Source organism: Actinoplanes sp. NPDC051861, assembly GCF_040681145.1.
In the GTDB taxonomy this organism is placed as follows: Bacteria; Actinomycetota; Actinomycetes; order Mycobacteriales; family Micromonosporaceae; genus Actinoplanes.
Genome location: NZ_JBFAYE010000001.1, coordinates 1,055,011 through 1,071,716, shown reverse-complemented (window position 1 = coordinate 1,071,716; position 16,706 = coordinate 1,055,011). Strand labels below are relative to the sequence as shown.

Annotated in this window: 16 protein-coding genes; 6 read left to right on the top strand and 10 right to left on the bottom strand. The window is 69.5% G+C overall.

Features of this window, described 5'->3' with window-relative positions; all coding sequences use genetic code 11:
* Positions 1-99: 99 nt before the first annotated feature.
* Positions 100-786 carry a metal-dependent transcriptional regulator gene (locus AB0M02_RS05220; protein WP_364222581.1) on the top strand — a complete coding sequence of 229 codons (687 nt, stop codon included), beginning with the start codon at positions 100-102 and terminating at the stop codon, positions 784-786.
* Positions 787-902: 116 nt separating this feature from the next.
* Here AB0M02_RS05220 and AB0M02_RS05215 read toward each other — a convergent pair whose 3' ends face one another.
* Positions 903-1,457, bottom strand: a complete 555-nt coding sequence (locus AB0M02_RS05215) for a hypothetical protein (RefSeq protein ID WP_364221667.1) — start codon at positions 1,455-1,457, stop codon at positions 903-905.
* 64 nt (positions 1,458-1,521) lie between these two features.
* Positions 1,522-1,746, bottom strand: coding sequence for a DUF5522 domain-containing protein (locus tag AB0M02_RS05210; protein ID WP_364221664.1), 225 nt, complete (start codon positions 1,744-1,746; stop codon positions 1,522-1,524).
* 55 nt (positions 1,747-1,801) lie between these two features.
* On the opposite strand from AB0M02_RS05210, the gene AB0M02_RS05205 reads away from it, so the two are divergent.
* Positions 1,802-2,365, top strand: coding sequence for a hypothetical protein (locus tag AB0M02_RS05205; protein ID WP_364221661.1), 564 nt, complete (start codon positions 1,802-1,804; stop codon positions 2,363-2,365).
* Positions 2,362-3,264: an alpha/beta hydrolase gene (locus tag AB0M02_RS05200; RefSeq protein ID WP_364221658.1), complete on the top strand. Its 903-nt coding sequence runs from the start codon at positions 2,362-2,364 to the stop codon at positions 3,262-3,264. The genes AB0M02_RS05205 and AB0M02_RS05200 overlap by 4 nt, the downstream gene beginning before the upstream one ends.
* Positions 3,265-3,345: 81 nt before the next feature.
* Here AB0M02_RS05200 and AB0M02_RS05195 read toward each other — a convergent pair whose 3' ends face one another.
* Positions 3,346-4,542 carry an MFS transporter gene (locus tag AB0M02_RS05195; RefSeq protein WP_364221655.1) on the bottom strand — a complete coding sequence of 399 codons (1,197 nt, stop codon included), beginning with the start codon at positions 4,540-4,542 and terminating at the stop codon, positions 3,346-3,348.
* 91 nt (positions 4,543-4,633) lie between these two features.
* Between AB0M02_RS05195 and AB0M02_RS05190 the strand changes: the two genes are divergently transcribed.
* Positions 4,634-5,167, top strand: a complete 534-nt coding sequence (locus AB0M02_RS05190; RefSeq protein ID WP_364221652.1) for a hypothetical protein — start codon at positions 4,634-4,636, stop codon at positions 5,165-5,167.
* Between the two features lie 46 nt (positions 5,168-5,213).
* On the opposite strand, the gene AB0M02_RS05185 is transcribed toward AB0M02_RS05190, so the two are convergent.
* From AB0M02_RS05185 to AB0M02_RS05175, 3 genes are all read right to left on the bottom strand, one after another.
* Positions 5,214-8,105 (bottom strand): vitamin B12-dependent ribonucleotide reductase, encoded by a 2,892-nt coding sequence (locus AB0M02_RS05185; RefSeq protein ID WP_364221649.1) that lies wholly within the window; start codon positions 8,103-8,105, stop codon positions 5,214-5,216.
* Between the two features lie 35 nt (positions 8,106-8,140).
* On the bottom strand, positions 8,141-8,659 hold the full coding sequence (gene nrdR, locus AB0M02_RS05180; protein WP_364221646.1) for a transcriptional regulator NrdR: 519 nt from the start codon (positions 8,657-8,659) through the stop codon (positions 8,141-8,143).
* A 300-nt stretch (positions 8,660-8,959) separates the two neighbouring features.
* On the bottom strand, positions 8,960-9,091 hold the full coding sequence (locus AB0M02_RS05175; RefSeq protein WP_364221643.1) for a hypothetical protein: 132 nt from the start codon (positions 9,089-9,091) through the stop codon (positions 8,960-8,962).
* A gap of 332 nt (positions 9,092-9,423) precedes the next feature.
* On the opposite strand from AB0M02_RS05175, the gene lexA reads away from it, so the two are divergent.
* On the top strand, positions 9,424-10,143 hold the full coding sequence (lexA, locus tag AB0M02_RS05170) for a transcriptional repressor LexA (protein WP_364222578.1): 720 nt from the start codon (positions 9,424-9,426) through the stop codon (positions 10,141-10,143).
* A gap of 127 nt (positions 10,144-10,270) precedes the next feature.
* On the opposite strand, the gene AB0M02_RS05165 is transcribed toward lexA, so the two are convergent.
* Positions 10,271-11,974 (bottom strand): hypothetical protein, encoded by a 1,704-nt coding sequence (locus AB0M02_RS05165; protein ID WP_364221641.1) that lies wholly within the window; start codon positions 11,972-11,974, stop codon positions 10,271-10,273.
* Positions 11,975-12,058: 84 nt separating this feature from the next.
* Complete coding sequence (hflX, locus tag AB0M02_RS05160; protein WP_364221638.1) at positions 12,059-13,522, bottom strand: GTPase HflX; 1,464 nt, start codon at positions 13,520-13,522, stop codon at positions 12,059-12,061.
* Positions 13,523-13,623: 101 nt separating this feature from the next.
* On the opposite strand from hflX, the gene AB0M02_RS05155 reads away from it, so the two are divergent.
* On the top strand, positions 13,624-15,084 hold the full coding sequence (locus tag AB0M02_RS05155; protein WP_364221635.1) for an NAD-dependent malic enzyme: 1,461 nt from the start codon (positions 13,624-13,626) through the stop codon (positions 15,082-15,084).
* 68 nt (positions 15,085-15,152) lie between these two features.
* Here AB0M02_RS05155 and AB0M02_RS05150 read toward each other — a convergent pair whose 3' ends face one another.
* A complete protein-coding gene (locus tag AB0M02_RS05150) occupies positions 15,153-15,884 on the bottom strand; it encodes a glycerophosphodiester phosphodiesterase family protein (protein ID WP_364221632.1) in 732 nt (243 codons plus the stop codon).
* A complete protein-coding gene (dapF, locus tag AB0M02_RS05145) occupies positions 15,884-16,699 on the bottom strand; it encodes a diaminopimelate epimerase (RefSeq protein WP_364221629.1) in 816 nt (271 codons plus the stop codon). Before dapF ends, AB0M02_RS05150 begins: the two co-directional genes overlap by 1 nt.
* Positions 16,700-16,706: the final 7 nt, after the last annotated feature.

Below are 16,706 nucleotides of genomic sequence, written 5' to 3'. Positions count from 1 at the left end.
TCACCACGATGTGGCGGCGTCGGGTAGGGTCTCTTGGCACTTGCTCGGGGCGGATGTCAACCCCCGGCCACGCGGTATTATCGCTGCTGGGAGGACCGCATCGTGAATGATCTCGTCGATACCACCGAGATGTATCTGAAGACCATCCTCGAGCTCGAGGAAGAGGGCATTCCTGCCCTCCGCGCCCGGATCGCCGAGCGCCTGCACCAGAGCGGTCCCACGGTCAGTCAGACCGTCGCGCGGATGGAGCGCGACGGCCTCCTCACCGTCGAGGGCGACCGCCACCTCGTGCTCACCGAACTGGGACGTAACACGGCGGTCGCGGTCATGCGCAAGCACCGCCTCGCCGAACTCCTCCTGGTCAACGTCATCGGGATGCCCTATGAGGAGGCACACGAGGAGGCGTGCCGCTGGGAGCACGTGATGAGCGACTCGGTGGAGAAGCGGGTCTACGAGCTGCTGAACAAGCCGACCCGTTCCCCCTACGGCAACCCGATCCCGGGCCTGGAACAACTCGGGGCTCCGGATGACAGCGCCGAGGTCCTCAACGCGGGCGAGCGCAATCTGGCGTTCCCGGGTTTGTCGGGTGATGTCGTGGTGCGGCGGATCTGCGAGAGCGTGCAGACCAATGCGGACGTGCTGCGGCAGCTGCACGCGGCCGGCATCGACCCCGGCACGACGGTGACCGTGGCCCAGGAGCGGGACGGCGTGACGATAGACCGCTCGGGAGACAAGATCCGGCTGCCGCGTGAGGTGGCTTCCCGGGTGTTCGTGGCGGCTCGCTAGGGGTTGGGTTCGCCGTTCGGGCGGCGGTCGGCGTTTTGGCCGCCGCGGGGGTTTGGCCGGCGTTTCGGCCGCCGCCGGGTCTGGTCGGCGTTCTGGCCGCCGCCGGTCGGGTTGGCTCAGCCGTTGGTGGTGTCCATCGCCTTTGCCAGGTCCAGCAGCTTGGTGTTCATCTGCTTGACGTCGTCGGTCTTCGCGCCCTGAGCGAACCGGAACCGTAGCGTCTGTAACTGCTTCGCCTCGCTCAGCCAGCCGATCTCGACGGTCGGGCCGTGCCCGTCGGCGGCCTTGGCGTTCAGCCGGTAGGCGGCCTTGCCCAGACCCTTGAGCTTCGTCGCCTTGGCGGGCATCCGCTCATCGAGGAACAGGTCGGCGTCCGCCTTCGTAGTCTCCACCACGGACAGTGACAGGTCGGGCCACGGCTCGTTCACGTTCTGCACCACGCAGGTGGAGGTGTCGTCGACCTGATCCGAGGCGGCCACGGAGAAGCGCAGGCCGATCTTCTGCTCGATGAAGCCCCAGTCCCACAGGATGCAGGCGCCACCCGCCGATGCGGCCGGTGGCACGACGACCTTCACCGGAGGCAGGGTCGTGGTGCTGGAAGCGGCCGGCTTGCTGCATGCGGCGACGGTCAGCAGCAGGGCGGCGCCCAGCGCGACGATAGGCGTACGCACTCGTGATCCTCCCCGGGTACCGGGCACACCGTACTGGTAGTGAGCGCTCAGCGGAAGAGCTCGATCATGCCTCCTTGATGTACGGGCAGTGACGGCAGCCCCTGTCACAGCATGTTCCCCTGGCGGCGAGGAATCCTGCGGTCAGGACGAAGAGCCCGGTGCCCGGATCGGTGTAGCCGGCTTTGCCCTCGTCGAGCGCGGCGGCGTGCGCCGACAGGATCTCGGCACGGCGGGGGTGATCCGGTGGGAGCCGGGCCGGGTGCGGCTCGGTCAGCGGGCGGTGGTTCATGCTCACACTCTTCCGCTACTTGACGCCGCGTGTCAAGTAGCGGAAGGATGGCCGCATGGAACTCGCGGAGCAACTGCTTCGGCTGATCGACTCCCGCCTCCTCGATCCCCTGGAGATTCTTCTGGAGGACGACAGGGAGGTGACGAGGTTGCGTGAGCAACTCCGCCTGCGTGCGGCCGAGTGGGCCGACACGATCGAGCACGGCAGCAACTCCACGGCCGTCCGCGCGCTCGCACGGCTCATCGCGACGCTCTATCCGGACGATCACGCCTTCGCACCGTCGGTCGACTGGTGGCGCGCGCCGCTCGGACAGGCCACGGTCCGTCTGGTCGGCCATCCGTTCGCGCACTCGGTCTCCTACGCCACGGCCGGGGCCATGCTGGGCATCAGCCGACAGGGCGTCCACGACCTGGTCAAACGCGGCCGTCTGCCACGCCACGAGGACGGCGGCGTGCCGGTCGCCGCGGTGCGGCGGCGGCTGCTGGGCGAGGTGGGCGGGGTGGGCGGGGTGGGCGAGGTGGGCGAGGTGGGCGAGGTGGGCGATCCGATGAGCTCGGGCGGCGGGAACAACACCGAGGTCGGCTTTCGGCCGGCCCTCGAACTAGGAGCAACCGAATGATCAACGACCGACTTGTCGACGCCGGTGACCTGCCGCTGGCGGTTCGTGACTTCGGCGGGGATGAGCCACCGCTGCTGCTCCTGCACGGCGCCGGCAGCAACCTCGCGCACATGACGACGCTGGCTCGGGCGCTGCGGCCGCGGCACCGGGTCATCACCATCGACCTGCGCGGGCACGGTCGCTCCGGCGACGGGCCGTGGACCTGGGACGCCGCGCTGGGTGATCTGGCCTCGGTCTGCGTGCAGCTGGAGCTGGACCGCCCGGCAGTGGTCGGGCACTCCCTGGGCGGCATGCTCGCCGCGCTCTGGGGCCAGCGCCACCCGGAGGCGCCCGGTGTGGTCAGCCTGGACGGCAATCCGCCGCCCACCCGGGCCGACCACCTGCCCGGCCTCGACCCGGAGAAGGCCGAGGCCGAGCTCGCCCGCCTGCACGCCCTCTTCGACGCGATGGAGGCCGCCGCCGGGCAGGTGATTCCCGCCGAGCAGCTTCCCGACCTGGTGGAGCGCCAACAGATGGCAGCCCGCGACATGGGCGCCAACGAGAAGGTGTGGATCGAGGGCTTCCGCCGCAATCTGCGCCACGAGAACGGCGAGACCTCCATCCGCCCGTCGGCCGCCGCCACCTCCCAGCTGCGCGCTTTGATGAACTCACTGGACCTGACCCCGGTCTACGCCGCGACGACCTGCCCCGAGCTGGTCGTGCTGCCCACCCGGAGCCTGCCCGAGCAGGAGCCGTTCGCGGAGCTCTACGAGGCACACCGCCGGTTCCTGGTGGAGCAGGCGAGGGCTGTGCCGCACCTGCGCTACCTCGCCTTGGCGGACGCCTCACACGCCATGGTCATCGAGCAGCCGGCGCTGTTGGCCTCGATCATCGGCGATTTCCTGGCGGAGCATCGCTGAGGACGACTACGCGGACGCCTCAGGGGCGGCGGCAGGAGGACGACTACCCGGATACCCCAGGGCACGGCGACAGGAGGACGACTACCCGGATGCCTCGGGGCGCAGCGGCAGCGGGCGGGCTGCCCGCGAGGCCGCCAGGCCGATGGTGAGGGCTGCCAGGACGCAGAGGATGGATTTGAGGACGCCGAAGTGTTCGGCGGCGAAACCGATCAGGGGTGGGCCGGCGAGGAAGGCGCCGTAGCCTACGGAGCCGGCTACGGAGACGCGGATGGCGGCTCGGGCGGGATCGTCAGCGGCGGCGCTCATGCCGACGGGGAAGCCCAGGGAGGCGCCTATGCCCCAGAGGAGGGCGCCCAGGAGGGCGACCGGGACGCTGCCGCCCGCCACGACGAGCAGGAGGCCCGCGGCGGCGGTCAGGGCGGTGGCCCGGAGGACGGGTACCCGGCCCCAGCGTTCGATGGCGTGGCCGCCGAAGAGGCGCGCCAGGGTCATGGCGGTGACGAAGACGCCGAATCCGATGGCGCCGATGGTGTCGCTCGTGCCGTATCCGTCCACGAGGCTGATGGCCAGCCAGTCGTTGGCGGTGCCCTCGGTGAAGCCGAAGCCGAGCATGATCAGGCCGATGAGGAGGGTGCGGGGTTCGCGCCAGGCCTGCCCGACGCTCATGGCGGGGCGCTCGCCTGGTTCGAGCGGGGTGTGCGGGAGGTAAAGGCGGATCACGAAGGCCATGACGGCCGCCGTGACGACCGCGGAAAGGTAGATCTGCGCTGAGAGCGGCAGGCCGGTGGCGGCAGCCAGGGCGCCGCACGCCGCGCCAGTGACCGTGCCGAGGCTGAAGCCCGCGTGGAAGCGGGGCATGAGGGTGCGGCCGAGGCGGCGTTCCACGTCGGCGCCCTCGACGTTCATCGCGACGTCCCACATACTGGTGGCCATGCCGGCGAAGAGCAGGCCCGCGCCGGCCAGCAGCGGTTCGCCGAGCCAGACGGCGGTGGCCAGGATGAGCAGGCCGGAGACCAGCGACAGGCAGCTCATCATCACGGTCCGGGACGGCCCGAAGCGCTGCACGACCGGGCCGGCCAGCGGAATGGCGGCGATGGCCGACGCGGACATGCAGAGCAGCAGGAGGCCGAAGCCGGCGGCGGAGATGTCCAGGGCCTCGCGGGCGGCCGGTGCGCGGGAGAGCCAGCCGGCGTAGGCGAAACCGTTCATCGCGAACGAGACGCCGACCGCGGTCTTGGCGGAGTTCAGGCGCGAGAGGTCGACGTCGAGGCTGGCCACCATCAGAACTTACACGTTAAAGCCTTGGGGTCGCAGGAGTCCGAACGACCGCACATCCCACAATGGGCATCGCAACCGGAGGGAGAACGACATGGGCCGGCCGGAGGAACTGCAGGCGGAGGCGCGTACGGTGCTGGCGCTGCTGGAACCCCTGGGACCGCTGCTGCCCATCGGCAGCTTCGTCTCCGGTCTGATGGTCTGGCGCGACCTCGACGTGATGCTGCTCGGCGGGCCGGACTTCTCACCCGCCGATGTCGTCAAGCTGCTCGGGCAGGCGGTCGAGATCCCCGGCGTGACGGGTTTCTCGTACACGGACGAGCGGGGCGGACCGGAGCGCGACCAGCGATATCACGTGGTGCTCACCCTCGCGGAATGGCGCGTCGACCTGTCGATCTGGCTGAACCACGATCACGCGGACGGCACCGAGTGGCACCGGGAACTGGCGAAGCGCATCACCGACGAGGAGCGCGAGGCCGTTCTCGCGATCAAGACCATCTGGCACCAGCGGCCGGAGTACCCGGACGAGGTGAGCGGGTTCGAGATCTACACGGCGGTGCTGGAGCACGGGGTGCGGACCGCGGTGGAGTTCGGCGTCTGGCTGCGGGACGTCGCCCCGAAGAACTGAGCCGCCCGGCCCTCTGGAAGAGGACCGGGCGGCTCGTCGGAGACACTCAGCTGCAGCCGGAGGTGGAGCCGCAGCCCTCGCAGACGTAGCAGCTGCCCGCGCGGCGCATCTTGGTGCCGCAGGTGAAGCAGAGCGGTGCGTCGGCGGCGTGGCCGGTGACGATCTCCAGGAGTTCGGTGGAGGAGCCGGCGGTCACCGGGGTCTCCTTCTCCGGGGTGGTCGACGCCTTCGCCTCGGCCACCGTGACGATCGAGCCGCTCGCCGGGGAGATCGGCGCGGAGACGGCCATGCCGGCCAGGTCGGCAGCCGCTGCGGCTTCGGCGGCCGCTTCGGCCTGGGCCTGGGCGGTGCGCTCCTTCGCGGTGAAGATGCCGAGTTCGGCGCGGGTGTCGTACGGCAGGAAGTCCAGCGCCAGGCGACGGAAGATGTAGTCCATCACCGAGGAGGCCATGCGCACGTCCGGGTCGTCGGTCATGCCGGCCGGCTCGAAGCGCATGTTGGTGAACTTCGCGACGTACGTCTCCAGCGGGACGCCGTACTGCAGGCCGATCGAGATGGCCACCGAGAAGGCGTCCATCACGCCGGCCAGGGTGGAGCCCTGCTTCGACATCTTCAGGAAGACCTCGCCGAGGCCGTCGTCGGGGTAGGACGACGCGGTGAGGTAGCCCTCGGCGCCACCGACCGAGAAGGACACCGTCTCCGACGGGCGCTTCTTCGGCAGCCGCTTGCGGACCGGGCGGTACTCGATGACCTTCTCGACGACCTTCTCGACCTTTTCCACCTCGGCGGCGGGCTCGGCCTTCTTCTTCGCGGCCGAGAGGGGCTGACCAACTTTGCAGTTGTCGCGGTAGATCGCGAGCGCCTTGAGGCCGAGCTTCCAGCCCTGGTAGTGGATCTCCTCGATCTCCTCGATGGTCGCCGTCTCCGGCATGTTGACCGTCTTGGAGATGGCGCCGGAGATGAACGGCTGGACGGCCGCCATCATCCGCACGTGGCCGATCGGGGCGATGGCCCGCTCACCCATCGCGCAGTCGAAGACCGCGTAGTGCTCCTGCTTGAGACCGGGGGCGTCGATCACGTTGCCGTGGTCGGAGATGTGCTCGACGATCGCCTCGACCTGCTCCTCGAGGTAGCCGAGGCTGCGCAGGGCGCGCGGAACCGTCTGGTTGACGATCTGCATGGAGCCGCCGCCGACCAGCTTCTTGAACTTGACCAGCGCCAGGTCGGGCTCGATGCCGGTGGTGTCGCAGTCCATCATCAGGCCGATGGTGCCGGTCGGGGCGAGCACCGACGCCTGCGCGTTGCGCCAGCCGCTCTTGGCACCGATCTTGTTGCCGTTCTGCCACTGGCGGGTGGCCTCACGCACGATCTCGGTGGCGACATCACCCTGCGGGCGAATGGCGTCGTTCGCGGCGGCGTGCTTGCGCATGACCCGCTGGTGCGCGTCGGCGTTGCGGGCGTAACCCTCGTACGCCCCGACGACACCGGCGAGCTCGGCCGAACGCCGGTACGCCGTACCGGTCATCAGCGAGGTGATCGCCGCGGCGACGCTGCGGCCGCCCTCGGAGTCGTACGGCAGGCCGGACGCCATCAGCAGCGCGCCGATGTTCGCGTACCCGATGCCCAGCTGCCGGTAGGCCCGGGTGGTGATCCCGATCTTCTCGGTCGGGAAGTCGGCGAAGCAGATCGAGATGTCCATCGCGGTGATGATGAACTCGACGCTCTTGACGAACTTCTCCACCTCGAAGCCACCGTCGGCCTTGAGGAACTTCATCAGGTTCAGCGAGGCCAGGTTGCAGGACGAGTCGTCCAGCGACATGTACTCCGAGCACGGGTTGGACGCGGTGATCCGGCCGGTCTCGGGGTTGGTGTGCCAGTCGTTGATCGTGTCGTCGTACTGCAGGCCCGGGTCGGCGCACTCCCACGCCGCCTTGGCGATGTCACGGAACAGCTTCTTGGCGTCGATGGTCTCGATGACCTCGCCGTTGAGCCGGCCGCGCAGACCGAACTGGCCGCCCTGCTCGTACGCGTGCATGAACTCGTCGCTGACCCGCACCGAGTTGTTGGCGTTCTGGTACTGCACGCTCACGATGTCGGAGCCGCCCAGGTCCATGTCGAAGCCGGCGTCCCGCAGCGCGCGGATCTTGTCCTCCTCGCGCGCCTTGGTCTGCACGAACTCCTCGATGTCCGGGTGGTCGACGTCAAGGATGACCATCTTCGCGGCACGCCGGGTGGCGCCGCCGGACTTGATGGTGCCGGCGCTCGCGTCCGCGCCGCGCATGAAGCTGACCGGGCCGCTCGCCGTTCCCCCGGACGACAGCAGCTCCTTCGACGAGCGGATCCGGGACAGGTTCACACCCGAGCCGGAGCCACCCTTGAAGATCAGGCCCTCCTCTTTGTACCAGTCGAGGATGGAGTCCATCGAGTCGTCGACCGACAGGATGAAACACGCGCTGACCTGCTGCGGCGACTTGGTGCCGACGTTGAACCAGACCGGCGAGTTGAAGCTGAACACCTGGTGCAGCAGCATCCAGGTCAGCTCGTGGTCGAACAGCTCGGCGTCCGCGGCGGTGGCGAAGTAGCCGTGCTCCTCGCCCGCCTTCCGGTACGTCTGCACGACCCGGTCGATGAGCTGCTTGAGCGTCCACTCCCGCTCGGGCGTGCCGACCGCACCCCGGAAGTACTTGGTGGTGACGATGTTCGCCGCGTTCACACTCCAGAACGCCGGGAACTCGACGCCCCGCTGCTCGAAGTTGATCGAGCCGTCACGCCAGTTGGTCATGACGACGTCGCGGCGTTCCCATTCCACCTCGTCGTACGGGTGGACGCCCTCGGTCGTCCACACCCGCTCCACACGCAGCCCCCCGGCCGCCGCGCCGTTCCCGCCGCCGTTGCTCCGGCTGCGCTGGCGACCTGCTGTGATGCCGTCTCCGGCCATAATGAACGTGCTCCCCCTCGTAGTACCGCGGAATGTCAGCCGTTGAGCTTTGGTGCGCGGTTGCCGGACCGCGGCGCGACGGCGTGTCGCGTCCCGGGCTCCCTGACCACCGCCGCGTCGCGCAGTGCCGCGATCTCCTTCTCGAATTCGTCGAGAGAGTCGAACGACTTGTACACACTGGCGAACCGGAGATATGCCACCTGATCCAGCTCACGCAGCGGCGTGAGAATCGCCAGGCCCACCTCGTGGCTGGGGATCTCGGCGGCGCCGCGGGCCCGGACGGCCTCCTCGACACGCTGCGCCAGCAGCGCGATCGAGTCCTCGTCGACCGGACGGCCCTGACAGGCCTTCCGGACACCGCTCATGATCTTCGTCCGGCTGAAGGGCTCGGTGACGCCACTGCGTTTGACGACGGCGAGGACCGCCTCCTCGACCGTGGTGAAACGCTTACCGCACTCGGGGCACGACCGCCGGCGACGGATCAGCTGACCGTCATCGGCCTCACGCGAGTCGACCACGCGCGAATCAGCGTGACGACAGTACGGGCAACGCACCGCGACCCCTTCCGGACACCCTCTCGATGGAATCCGGACATGCGGAAGCGCAGCTTCGCCGAGGTGACAACCGCGGTGTCGCTGTGGACTGCATGTGGATAACCGGGGAGAGGGAAACCCAACCTGTGGATGACTTACATCTTTGTAACCACTAGATGTTGGGGTAGACGCTATGCCCCGGCGGACGGGTTCGCAAGTTCAGTGGCATGCCGACGCGCCGTATTTTGCACCTCACCACCAGGGGTGATGTCACGATCACGCGGAGCGGCCGGGAGTGGCGGCTCAACGCGCGTTTTTCGGTCAGGCGTGTGACGCCGTGGTGAACAAGACGACGCTCGCGAGCACGGACAACGCGAAGAACAGCCCGAGCAGCACCGCCCGGCCGCGCCGGGTCAGCCGCAGCGGCGGTTCGGCGTGTCGTGTATCGGTCACCATCTCCGGCCCCCTCACTATCGGACACCCGTTCGATAGAACGTCCGTACGACGGTCTATCAGAACACAGGTACGGAAGTCGAGCCTTTGAGCGCGACACGCCGGGAAAACCTCGTACAGATGTTTGAATATGTCGCACCTCCCTATTACGGTTTCCCATCAAGAGGGGTCAGCCGGACAAACGCCATCCCCACGGCGCGCGTCCCGGCTCCGCGACGCACCACGTGCCGCTCAGGCACTGGCCGACAGGGAGGGCAGACGTGTCGACCGACGACCGGACCAGCCGGCAGCACCAGGCCGGAAAGCCCGAGGCAGCGAATGCCTCAGCGGCCATGCGGCGCCGTACACCGAGCCGCGCCCGCGGTGCCGACGCGCCGCAGTTGCGATCGGTCACGCCGGTCAGCCACCTGCCCGAGGCCGTCGCGTCCGACCTCACCACGCGGCAGCGCCGGATCCTCGAATTCATCCGCGACTGGGTGGAGCGTTACGGCTATCCGCCGAGCGTCCGGGAGATCGGCGAGGCGGTCGGGCTGGTCTCACCGTCCAGCGTGGCCTATCAGCTGAAGGCGCTGGAGACCAAGGGCTACCTGCGCCGTGATCCGAATCGGCCGCGTGCCGTGGACGTGCGCGCGCCCGGCGAGCTGATCGACGACGAGGCCATGCGCGCGGCGCGCCCGCAGCCGGCCTACGTCCCGCTGGTCGGCCGGATCGCCGCCGGCGGCCCCATCCTGGCCGAGCAGGCGGTGGAGGACTTCTTCCCGCTGCCGCGCGAGCTGGTCGGCGAGGGCGAGGTCTTCATGCTCGAGGTCAAGGGCGACTCGATGATCGACGCCGCGATCTGCAACGGTGACTGGGTGGTGGTCCGCCAGCAGCCGACCGCGGAGGTGGGCGACATCGTGGCCGCGATGATCGACGGAGAGGCGACGGTGAAGAGCTACCGGCAGCGGGACGGTCACGTCTGGCTCATGCCGGCCAACCCCGCTTTCGACCCGATTCCTGGGGATGATGCGGTGATCATGGGTCGGGTTGTGGCGGTTCTTCGCCGAGTGTGACGTCCGTTTGCGACGGGCCGGCTGCGGTGCGTGAGCCGGTCCGGGCCGTCTCGCTCAGGGTCAGAGCCTTTGGGGGTACGCGAAAAGCCGGCCCGTTGTCAGCGGACCGGCTTTCGGCGTCACTGGGTCAGCGGTAGCCGTTGTTGTTGTCGTGGCCCTCGGGGTGCGGGCGGCCGCCTCCGCCGTAGACGCCCGGAGGACGCTGGCCCTGCTGCGGGCCGCGCTGCTGCTGGCCTCCGCCACCGCCGTAGACGCCGCCACGGCCGGGCGGCGGCTGCTGCGGATTGCGCGGGGGCTGTTGCTGCGGGCCGTGGGGCGGCTGGCCCTGCGGACCGCGCGGAGGCTGGCCCTGGGGACCACGACCGGGGGCCTGCTGAGGACCGCGGGCGGGCTGACCCTGAGGACCGCGAGCCGGTGCCTGCTGAGGACCGCGGGCGGGCTGACCCTGGGGACCGCGCGGCTGTTGGGGGCGGCCGTACTGCGGGCCGCCGCCGGGCGCACCGCCCTGAGCGCCGCCAGGTGCGCCTCCGTAGACCGGACCGCCGCCGCCGGGACGGGCTGAACCCGCGGCCGGGCCGGACTGGGCGCCGTAGACCGGGCCGTTGCCGGAACGGGCACCGCCGTAGACCGGACCGCCGGGGCGGGCGCCGCCGACCCCGATGAGTTCGTTGTCGGGGTTGGGGCGCAGGCCGCCGGAGGGGGCGTCGTCCACGTTCGCGGAGACGGCCTGGGGAGACTTGCGGAAGCGGACGATGCCGAAGACGCCGATCGCCACCAGGATCAGGCCGAAGCCGCCGACACCGGCCACCGCGTAGGTGAGGTTGTCGACATCCAGGTACCACGGGTCGCCGGCCTGGTCATCGCCGGACTTCTCGGAGAGCTTGGCCACCGTGGTCGCCGGCGTGTACTGCCGGATGTTGTTGGCGGTCTCCTTGTCACCGTTCATGTCCGAGACGGTGAGGAAGGTGCTGCCGTCGGAGCTGTAGGTGATCGCCTCACCGAACGGCTCGTTGGGCAGGCCCGTGGTGCGCGGCTCCTTCTTGAGCGCGGCCACCACGTCACCGCCCGCGACGTCCCACTCCAGGGCGTCGGTGTACGTGCGCAGAACCACCTTGCCGCCACCGGGCGCGACCGCGCCGCCGGTGATGGTCTTGTTGCCGATCCGGGCGACCGGGTTGCCGGCCGTCTCCGTCGCGTTGATCGGGAGGTCGGCGACGCGCTCCATCGGAACGCCGGTGTCGTTCTTCGCCTTGAGCGGCGCGGTCGGCTTGTAGACGCCGGCCGTCGCGCCGATCTCCTTGGTGATGATGAGCGGGGTGCCGTCGCCGTCGAGCAGCATCGCCTCGGCGTCATGGGCGTCGCCGGACGGGTAGCTGAGGCGGTGGATCGTCGGCTTCTTCGCCCCGCTGACCGGCATGCTCCACAGCGCGATCGTCGGCCGGGGCTCGTCACCGGAGCGGATGCCGCCGTCACCGATGTCGGCGATCCACAGAGTGTCACCGTCGGCGGAGAGGACGAGGTCCTCCGGGTCCTTCGGGCCGTCGCCGCTGAACTCCTGCACCTTGTCGACGGCGCACTGACTGTCCAGGAAGAAGATCTTCTTCTTCGACTCGTCGGTGGTGCCGTCGTCGATGACGACGTATCCGTTCTTCGTCGCGACCAGGCCGGAGATCTCGTCGAGCTTCGGGTCGGTGACCTTGCAGAGCTTCTTGCCGGGCGTCGCCTTCGCGCTGACCGTGGGCGCGGGGGTCGGATCCTCGGCGGACGCGCTGGAGGAGCCGATCATCACGAAGCCGAGACCCACGATGATCGGGAACACGAGACGCCGCATCCGCACAGTGTCGCATGCGGCGTCCCGTACCGGTATTACGTGTGGATCAACCCTGCGTGGAGCGCTCCCGAAATGCACTCCGCGTCACCGGCGGAATTCCGCCAGTTCGGCGGCGAGTTGCTCATTGACCCGTACGTGCAGTTCTGTCCCGTCATCCAGATGGCGCGACTGCAGCACCTGACCGGACCGGTGCACCCGGGCCACCAGGTCACCCCGGTCGTACGGCACCAGGACGGTCAGATCGACCGCCGGGCGGGGCAGCCGGTCGGCGATGGCCTTGTGCAGCTCGGCGATGCCCGTACCGGAGCGCGCCGAGACGAACACGGCGTCCGGCCAGGTCCGCTTGAGCCGCAGGATCGTCTCCTCGTCCGCGGCGTCGACCTTGTTGACCACCAGGAGCTCGGGGATCCGGTCGGCGCCGACCTCGCCCAGCACCTCACGAACCGCGCTGACCTGACCCTCCGGGTCCGGGTGGGCGCCGTCGAGGACGTGCACGACCAGGTCAGCCTGTGCCACCTCCTCGAGCGTGGAGCGGAACGCCTCCACGATCTGGTGCGGCAGGTGACGGACGAAACCGACCGTGTCGGAGAGCGTGAAGACACGCCCGTCCTCCGCGGCGGTCCGGCGGGTGGTCGGGTCGAGCGTGGCGAACAGCGCGTCCTCGACCAGCACACCGGCCTGGGTCAGACGGTTCAGCAGGCTGGACTTGCCGGCGTTGGTGTAGCCGGCGATGGCGACGGCCGGGACGCCGTTGGCGATGCGACGGGAGCGCTTGGTCTCCCGTACCGTTCTCATGGCTTTGATCTCACGCCGCAGCTTCGCAATGCGGGTGTTGATCCGCCGGCGGTCGGTCTCCAGCTTCGTCTCACCGGGACCACGCAGGCCCACGCCGCCGCCGGCACCGCCTCCGCGACCGGAACCACCGCTCTGGCGGGACAGCGTCTCACCCCAGCCGCGCAGTCGCGGCAGAAGGTATTGCAACTGGGCGAGCTCGACCTGAGCCTTACCCTCTTTGCTCTTCGCGTGCTGGGCGAAGATGTCGAGGATCAGAGCCGTCCGGTCGACCACCTTGACCTTGGTCTGCTGCTCCAGGTTGCGCAGCTGGGACGGGGAGAGCTCACCGTCGCAGATGACGGTGTCCGCGCCGGTCGACAGAACCACGTCGCGCAGCTCGTCGACCTTGCCCCGGCCGATGAAGGTGGCCGCGTCGGGCTGCTTACGCCGCTGGATCAGGCCCTCCAGGACCTGGGAGCCGGCGGTCTCGGCGAGCGCGGCCAGTTCGGTCAGCGAGTTCTCCGCGTCGTCGACGTTCCCCTCGGTCCAGACGCCGACGAGCACGACCCTCTCGAGTCGCAACTGCCGGTATTCGACCTCGGTGATGTCGGTCAGCTCGGTGGAGAGACCGGCCACCCGCCTGAGCGAGTGCCGCTCCTCGAGCTCGAGCTCGCCGGTCGTCAGATCCGGCTCGTCAAGGACGGGTGTCTGGTACGTGTTTCGCAAAAGTGACCTCCTCCGCCCAAGCGTGGCACGTCCCGCCGGGCGGCGCATCTACATAACGGGCTGACTCACCGGTAACCACCGCGGTCGGATCGACTATTCCGCAAGAGCGACAATGCGGAGACTCACCCACCAACGTCGGAGGGACCACCGTGGTGACCACCCGCCTGCCGAGCGCAGGATTCTCGATCACGATTCGTATCGCCGTTACCGCGGACGCCTCGTCCATCGGCCGCCTCACCACCTGCGTCGGTGAGGCCGGGGCGATCGTGACGGCGCTGGACGTGGTGGACTCCGACCCCACCCACGTCCTGGTCGACCTGACCTGTGACACCGCCGACGCCGCGCACGCCGACCAGGTCGTCAAGCAGCTCGAGGACCAGGACGGCGTTGACGTCCGCAAGGTGTCGGACAGAACGTTCCTTCTGCACCTGGGCGGCAAGATCGAGGTGTCGTCGAAGGTCGCGCTCCGCAACCGCGACGAGCTGTCCCGTGCGTACACCCCCGGTGTTGCCCGGGTCTGCATGGCGATCGCGGAGAACCCGGCGGACGCGCGCCGCCTCACCATCAAGCGCAACACAGTCGCCGTGGTCAGCGACGGCTCGGCCGTGCTCGGGCTGGGCAACATCGGACCGGCCGCGGCGATGCCGGTCATGGAGGGCAAGGCGGCGCTGTTCAAGCGGTTCGGCGGCGTCGACGCCTGGCCGGTCGTGCTGGACACCCAGGACACCGACGAGATCGTCGCGATCGTGAAGGCGATCGCTCCGGCCTACGGCGGGATCAACCTGGAGGACATCGCGGCGCCACGGTGCTTCGAGATCGAGGCGCGGCTGCGGGAGATGCTGGACATCCCGGTCTTCCACGACGACCAGCACGGCACCGCGATCTGCGTGCTGGCGGCGCTCACCAACGCGCTGCGGGTGGTGGGCAAGCGGATGCAGGACGTACGGGTCGTGGTCTCCGGCGCCGGCGCGGCCGGCACAGCGATCATGAAGCTGCTGCTGCGCCAGGGCGTGGGCGACATCATTGCGTACGACCGACGCGGCGCACTCCATCGCGGCATGTCTGACATGTCGGAAACGTGGCAGTGGCTGGCTGAGCACACCAACAGGGACAACTACTCCGGTGACCTGCCCGGCGCGATCGCCGGCGCCGACGTCTTCATCGGTGTGAGCGCGCCCAACCTGCTCACCGGCGACGACATCGCCCGGATGGCGGACAAGTCGATCGTGTTCGCGCTCGCCAACCCGGACCCGGAGGTCGACCCGCGGGAGGCCCGCCGCCACGCCGCGGTGGTCGCGACCGGCCGCTCCGACCAGCCGAACCAGATCAACAACGTGCTGGCGTTCCCGGGCGTGTTCCGCGGGATGCTGGATGTGAGCGCGCAGGAGTTCACAGAGGAGATGGCGCTCGCGGCGGCCCGGGCCATCGCGGACGTCGTCGGCGAGGACAAGCTCAACCCGACCGTGATCATCCCGAGTGTGTTCGACCAGCGGGTGACGCCGGCTGTGGCGGCGGCGATCCGCGCGGTGGTCAAGGGAGTGCCGGCGCCGGCGAACACGGCGGCGGCGCCGGACGCGGAGCTCGACCGCGCGCCGGAGGGGACCTTCTAGAGGCGGTCAGAGATCGTGGCGAGTTGGGGCTCGTATACGGGCTCAGTTCGCCACGATCTCGGTCGGGGTCAGGGCCTGCGAGCGGCCGCCCACCCCGTCAACTCCCCGACATGGTCGGTGATCAGGCCGGCGGCCCCGGCGTCCACCAGCGGGCCCCACTCACCCATGTCGTTCGGCGTCCAGGGCATCACGCCGACGCCGGCCGCGGCGAGTGCGGCTGTCGTCTCCGCACCGCCGAGGACGTCCTCGATCGCCGGGTTGCAGTAGACGACGCCGAGTTCCCGGCAGAGCGCCACCGTCTCCGCGTCGTAGCGGAACAGCAGCAGGCCGCGGCGGACCTCGGGGGCGACGTCGCGGGCCTTGCGCAGGACGTCGGTGTCGAAGCTCTGAATCACCGTGCGACCCAGCAGGTCACGTTCGGTGAGCTCAGCGACGACAGCCTTCACCTCGTCGAGCGTGGCGGGCGGCTTGATCTCGAGGAGCAACTCCGCAGAGGTGGCCGCCAGCAGGTCGAGGGTTTCGGCGAGTGTGGGCACCCGCAGACCGGCGAAGCCCGCGCCGAACCAGGACCCCGCGTCGAGTGCGGCGACCTCGTCGTACGTCAGGTCCCACACCCGGCCGGACCCCGACGTCGTCCGGTTCACCGTGCGGTCGTGGATGACCACGGGTACCCCGTCACGGGTGGTGCGGACGTCGAACTCGACGAACGTGGCGCCGGCCGCGACCGCCGCGGTGAAGGCGGGCAGCGTGTTCTCCGGCGCGACCGTGCAGTACCCCCGGTGCGCGACGCGGTGCAGCATCAGAGGACCTCGCCGTCGGCGACCAGGACCGCCGGGCCCTCCAGCCACCAGGCGCCGTCGGGGTCATGGGTGACGGTCAGTCGGCCGCCGGGCACGTCGACCGTGATCGAGCCGGTGGCGAGTCCCGCGTCGCGGAGGGCGACGGCGCCGACCGCGAGGGCCCCGGTGCCGCAGGAGAGGGTTTCGCCGGAGCCCCGCTCGAAGACGCGCATCCGCACGTGATCCGGTGCGGCGCGCTCGACGAACTCGACGTTCACACCCTGGGGGAAGACGCCGGCGTCGTGCAGGGGCTCGCGGGTCAAGTCGAGGGAGTCCAGCGCCACGCCGTCGTGCAGGCCGCAGACCAGGTGCGGGTTGCCGCAGTCGACGGCAACACCGGGGATGGTCAGGCCGCCGACGGTCGCGGTGCTCCCCGCGTACACCCTTGGGGTTTTCATCCTGACGCTGACCGTTTCCGGACCGACCACCGCAACCATGATCCCGGCCCGGGTGGCCACCGGCAGACCGGAAGGGTCTGGCGTGGCCAGGCCGCGCTCGACCAGATAGCGGACGAAGACGCGCACGCCGTTGCCGCACATCTCGGCGATCGAGCCGTCGCTGTTGTGATAGTCCATGAACCACTCGGCCTCGGACGCGAGACCGGCCGCCTCGGGGTGCTTGGCGCTGCGCACCACCCGGAGCACGCCGTCGCCGCCGATGCCGCGGCGCCGGTCGCAGAGCGCCGCGACGAGCGCGGGCGTCAGATCCAGCTCGCCGTCGGGGTCGGGAAGGATGACGAAGTCGTTGGCGGTGCCGTGGCCCTTGGTAAAACGCACGCCGCCC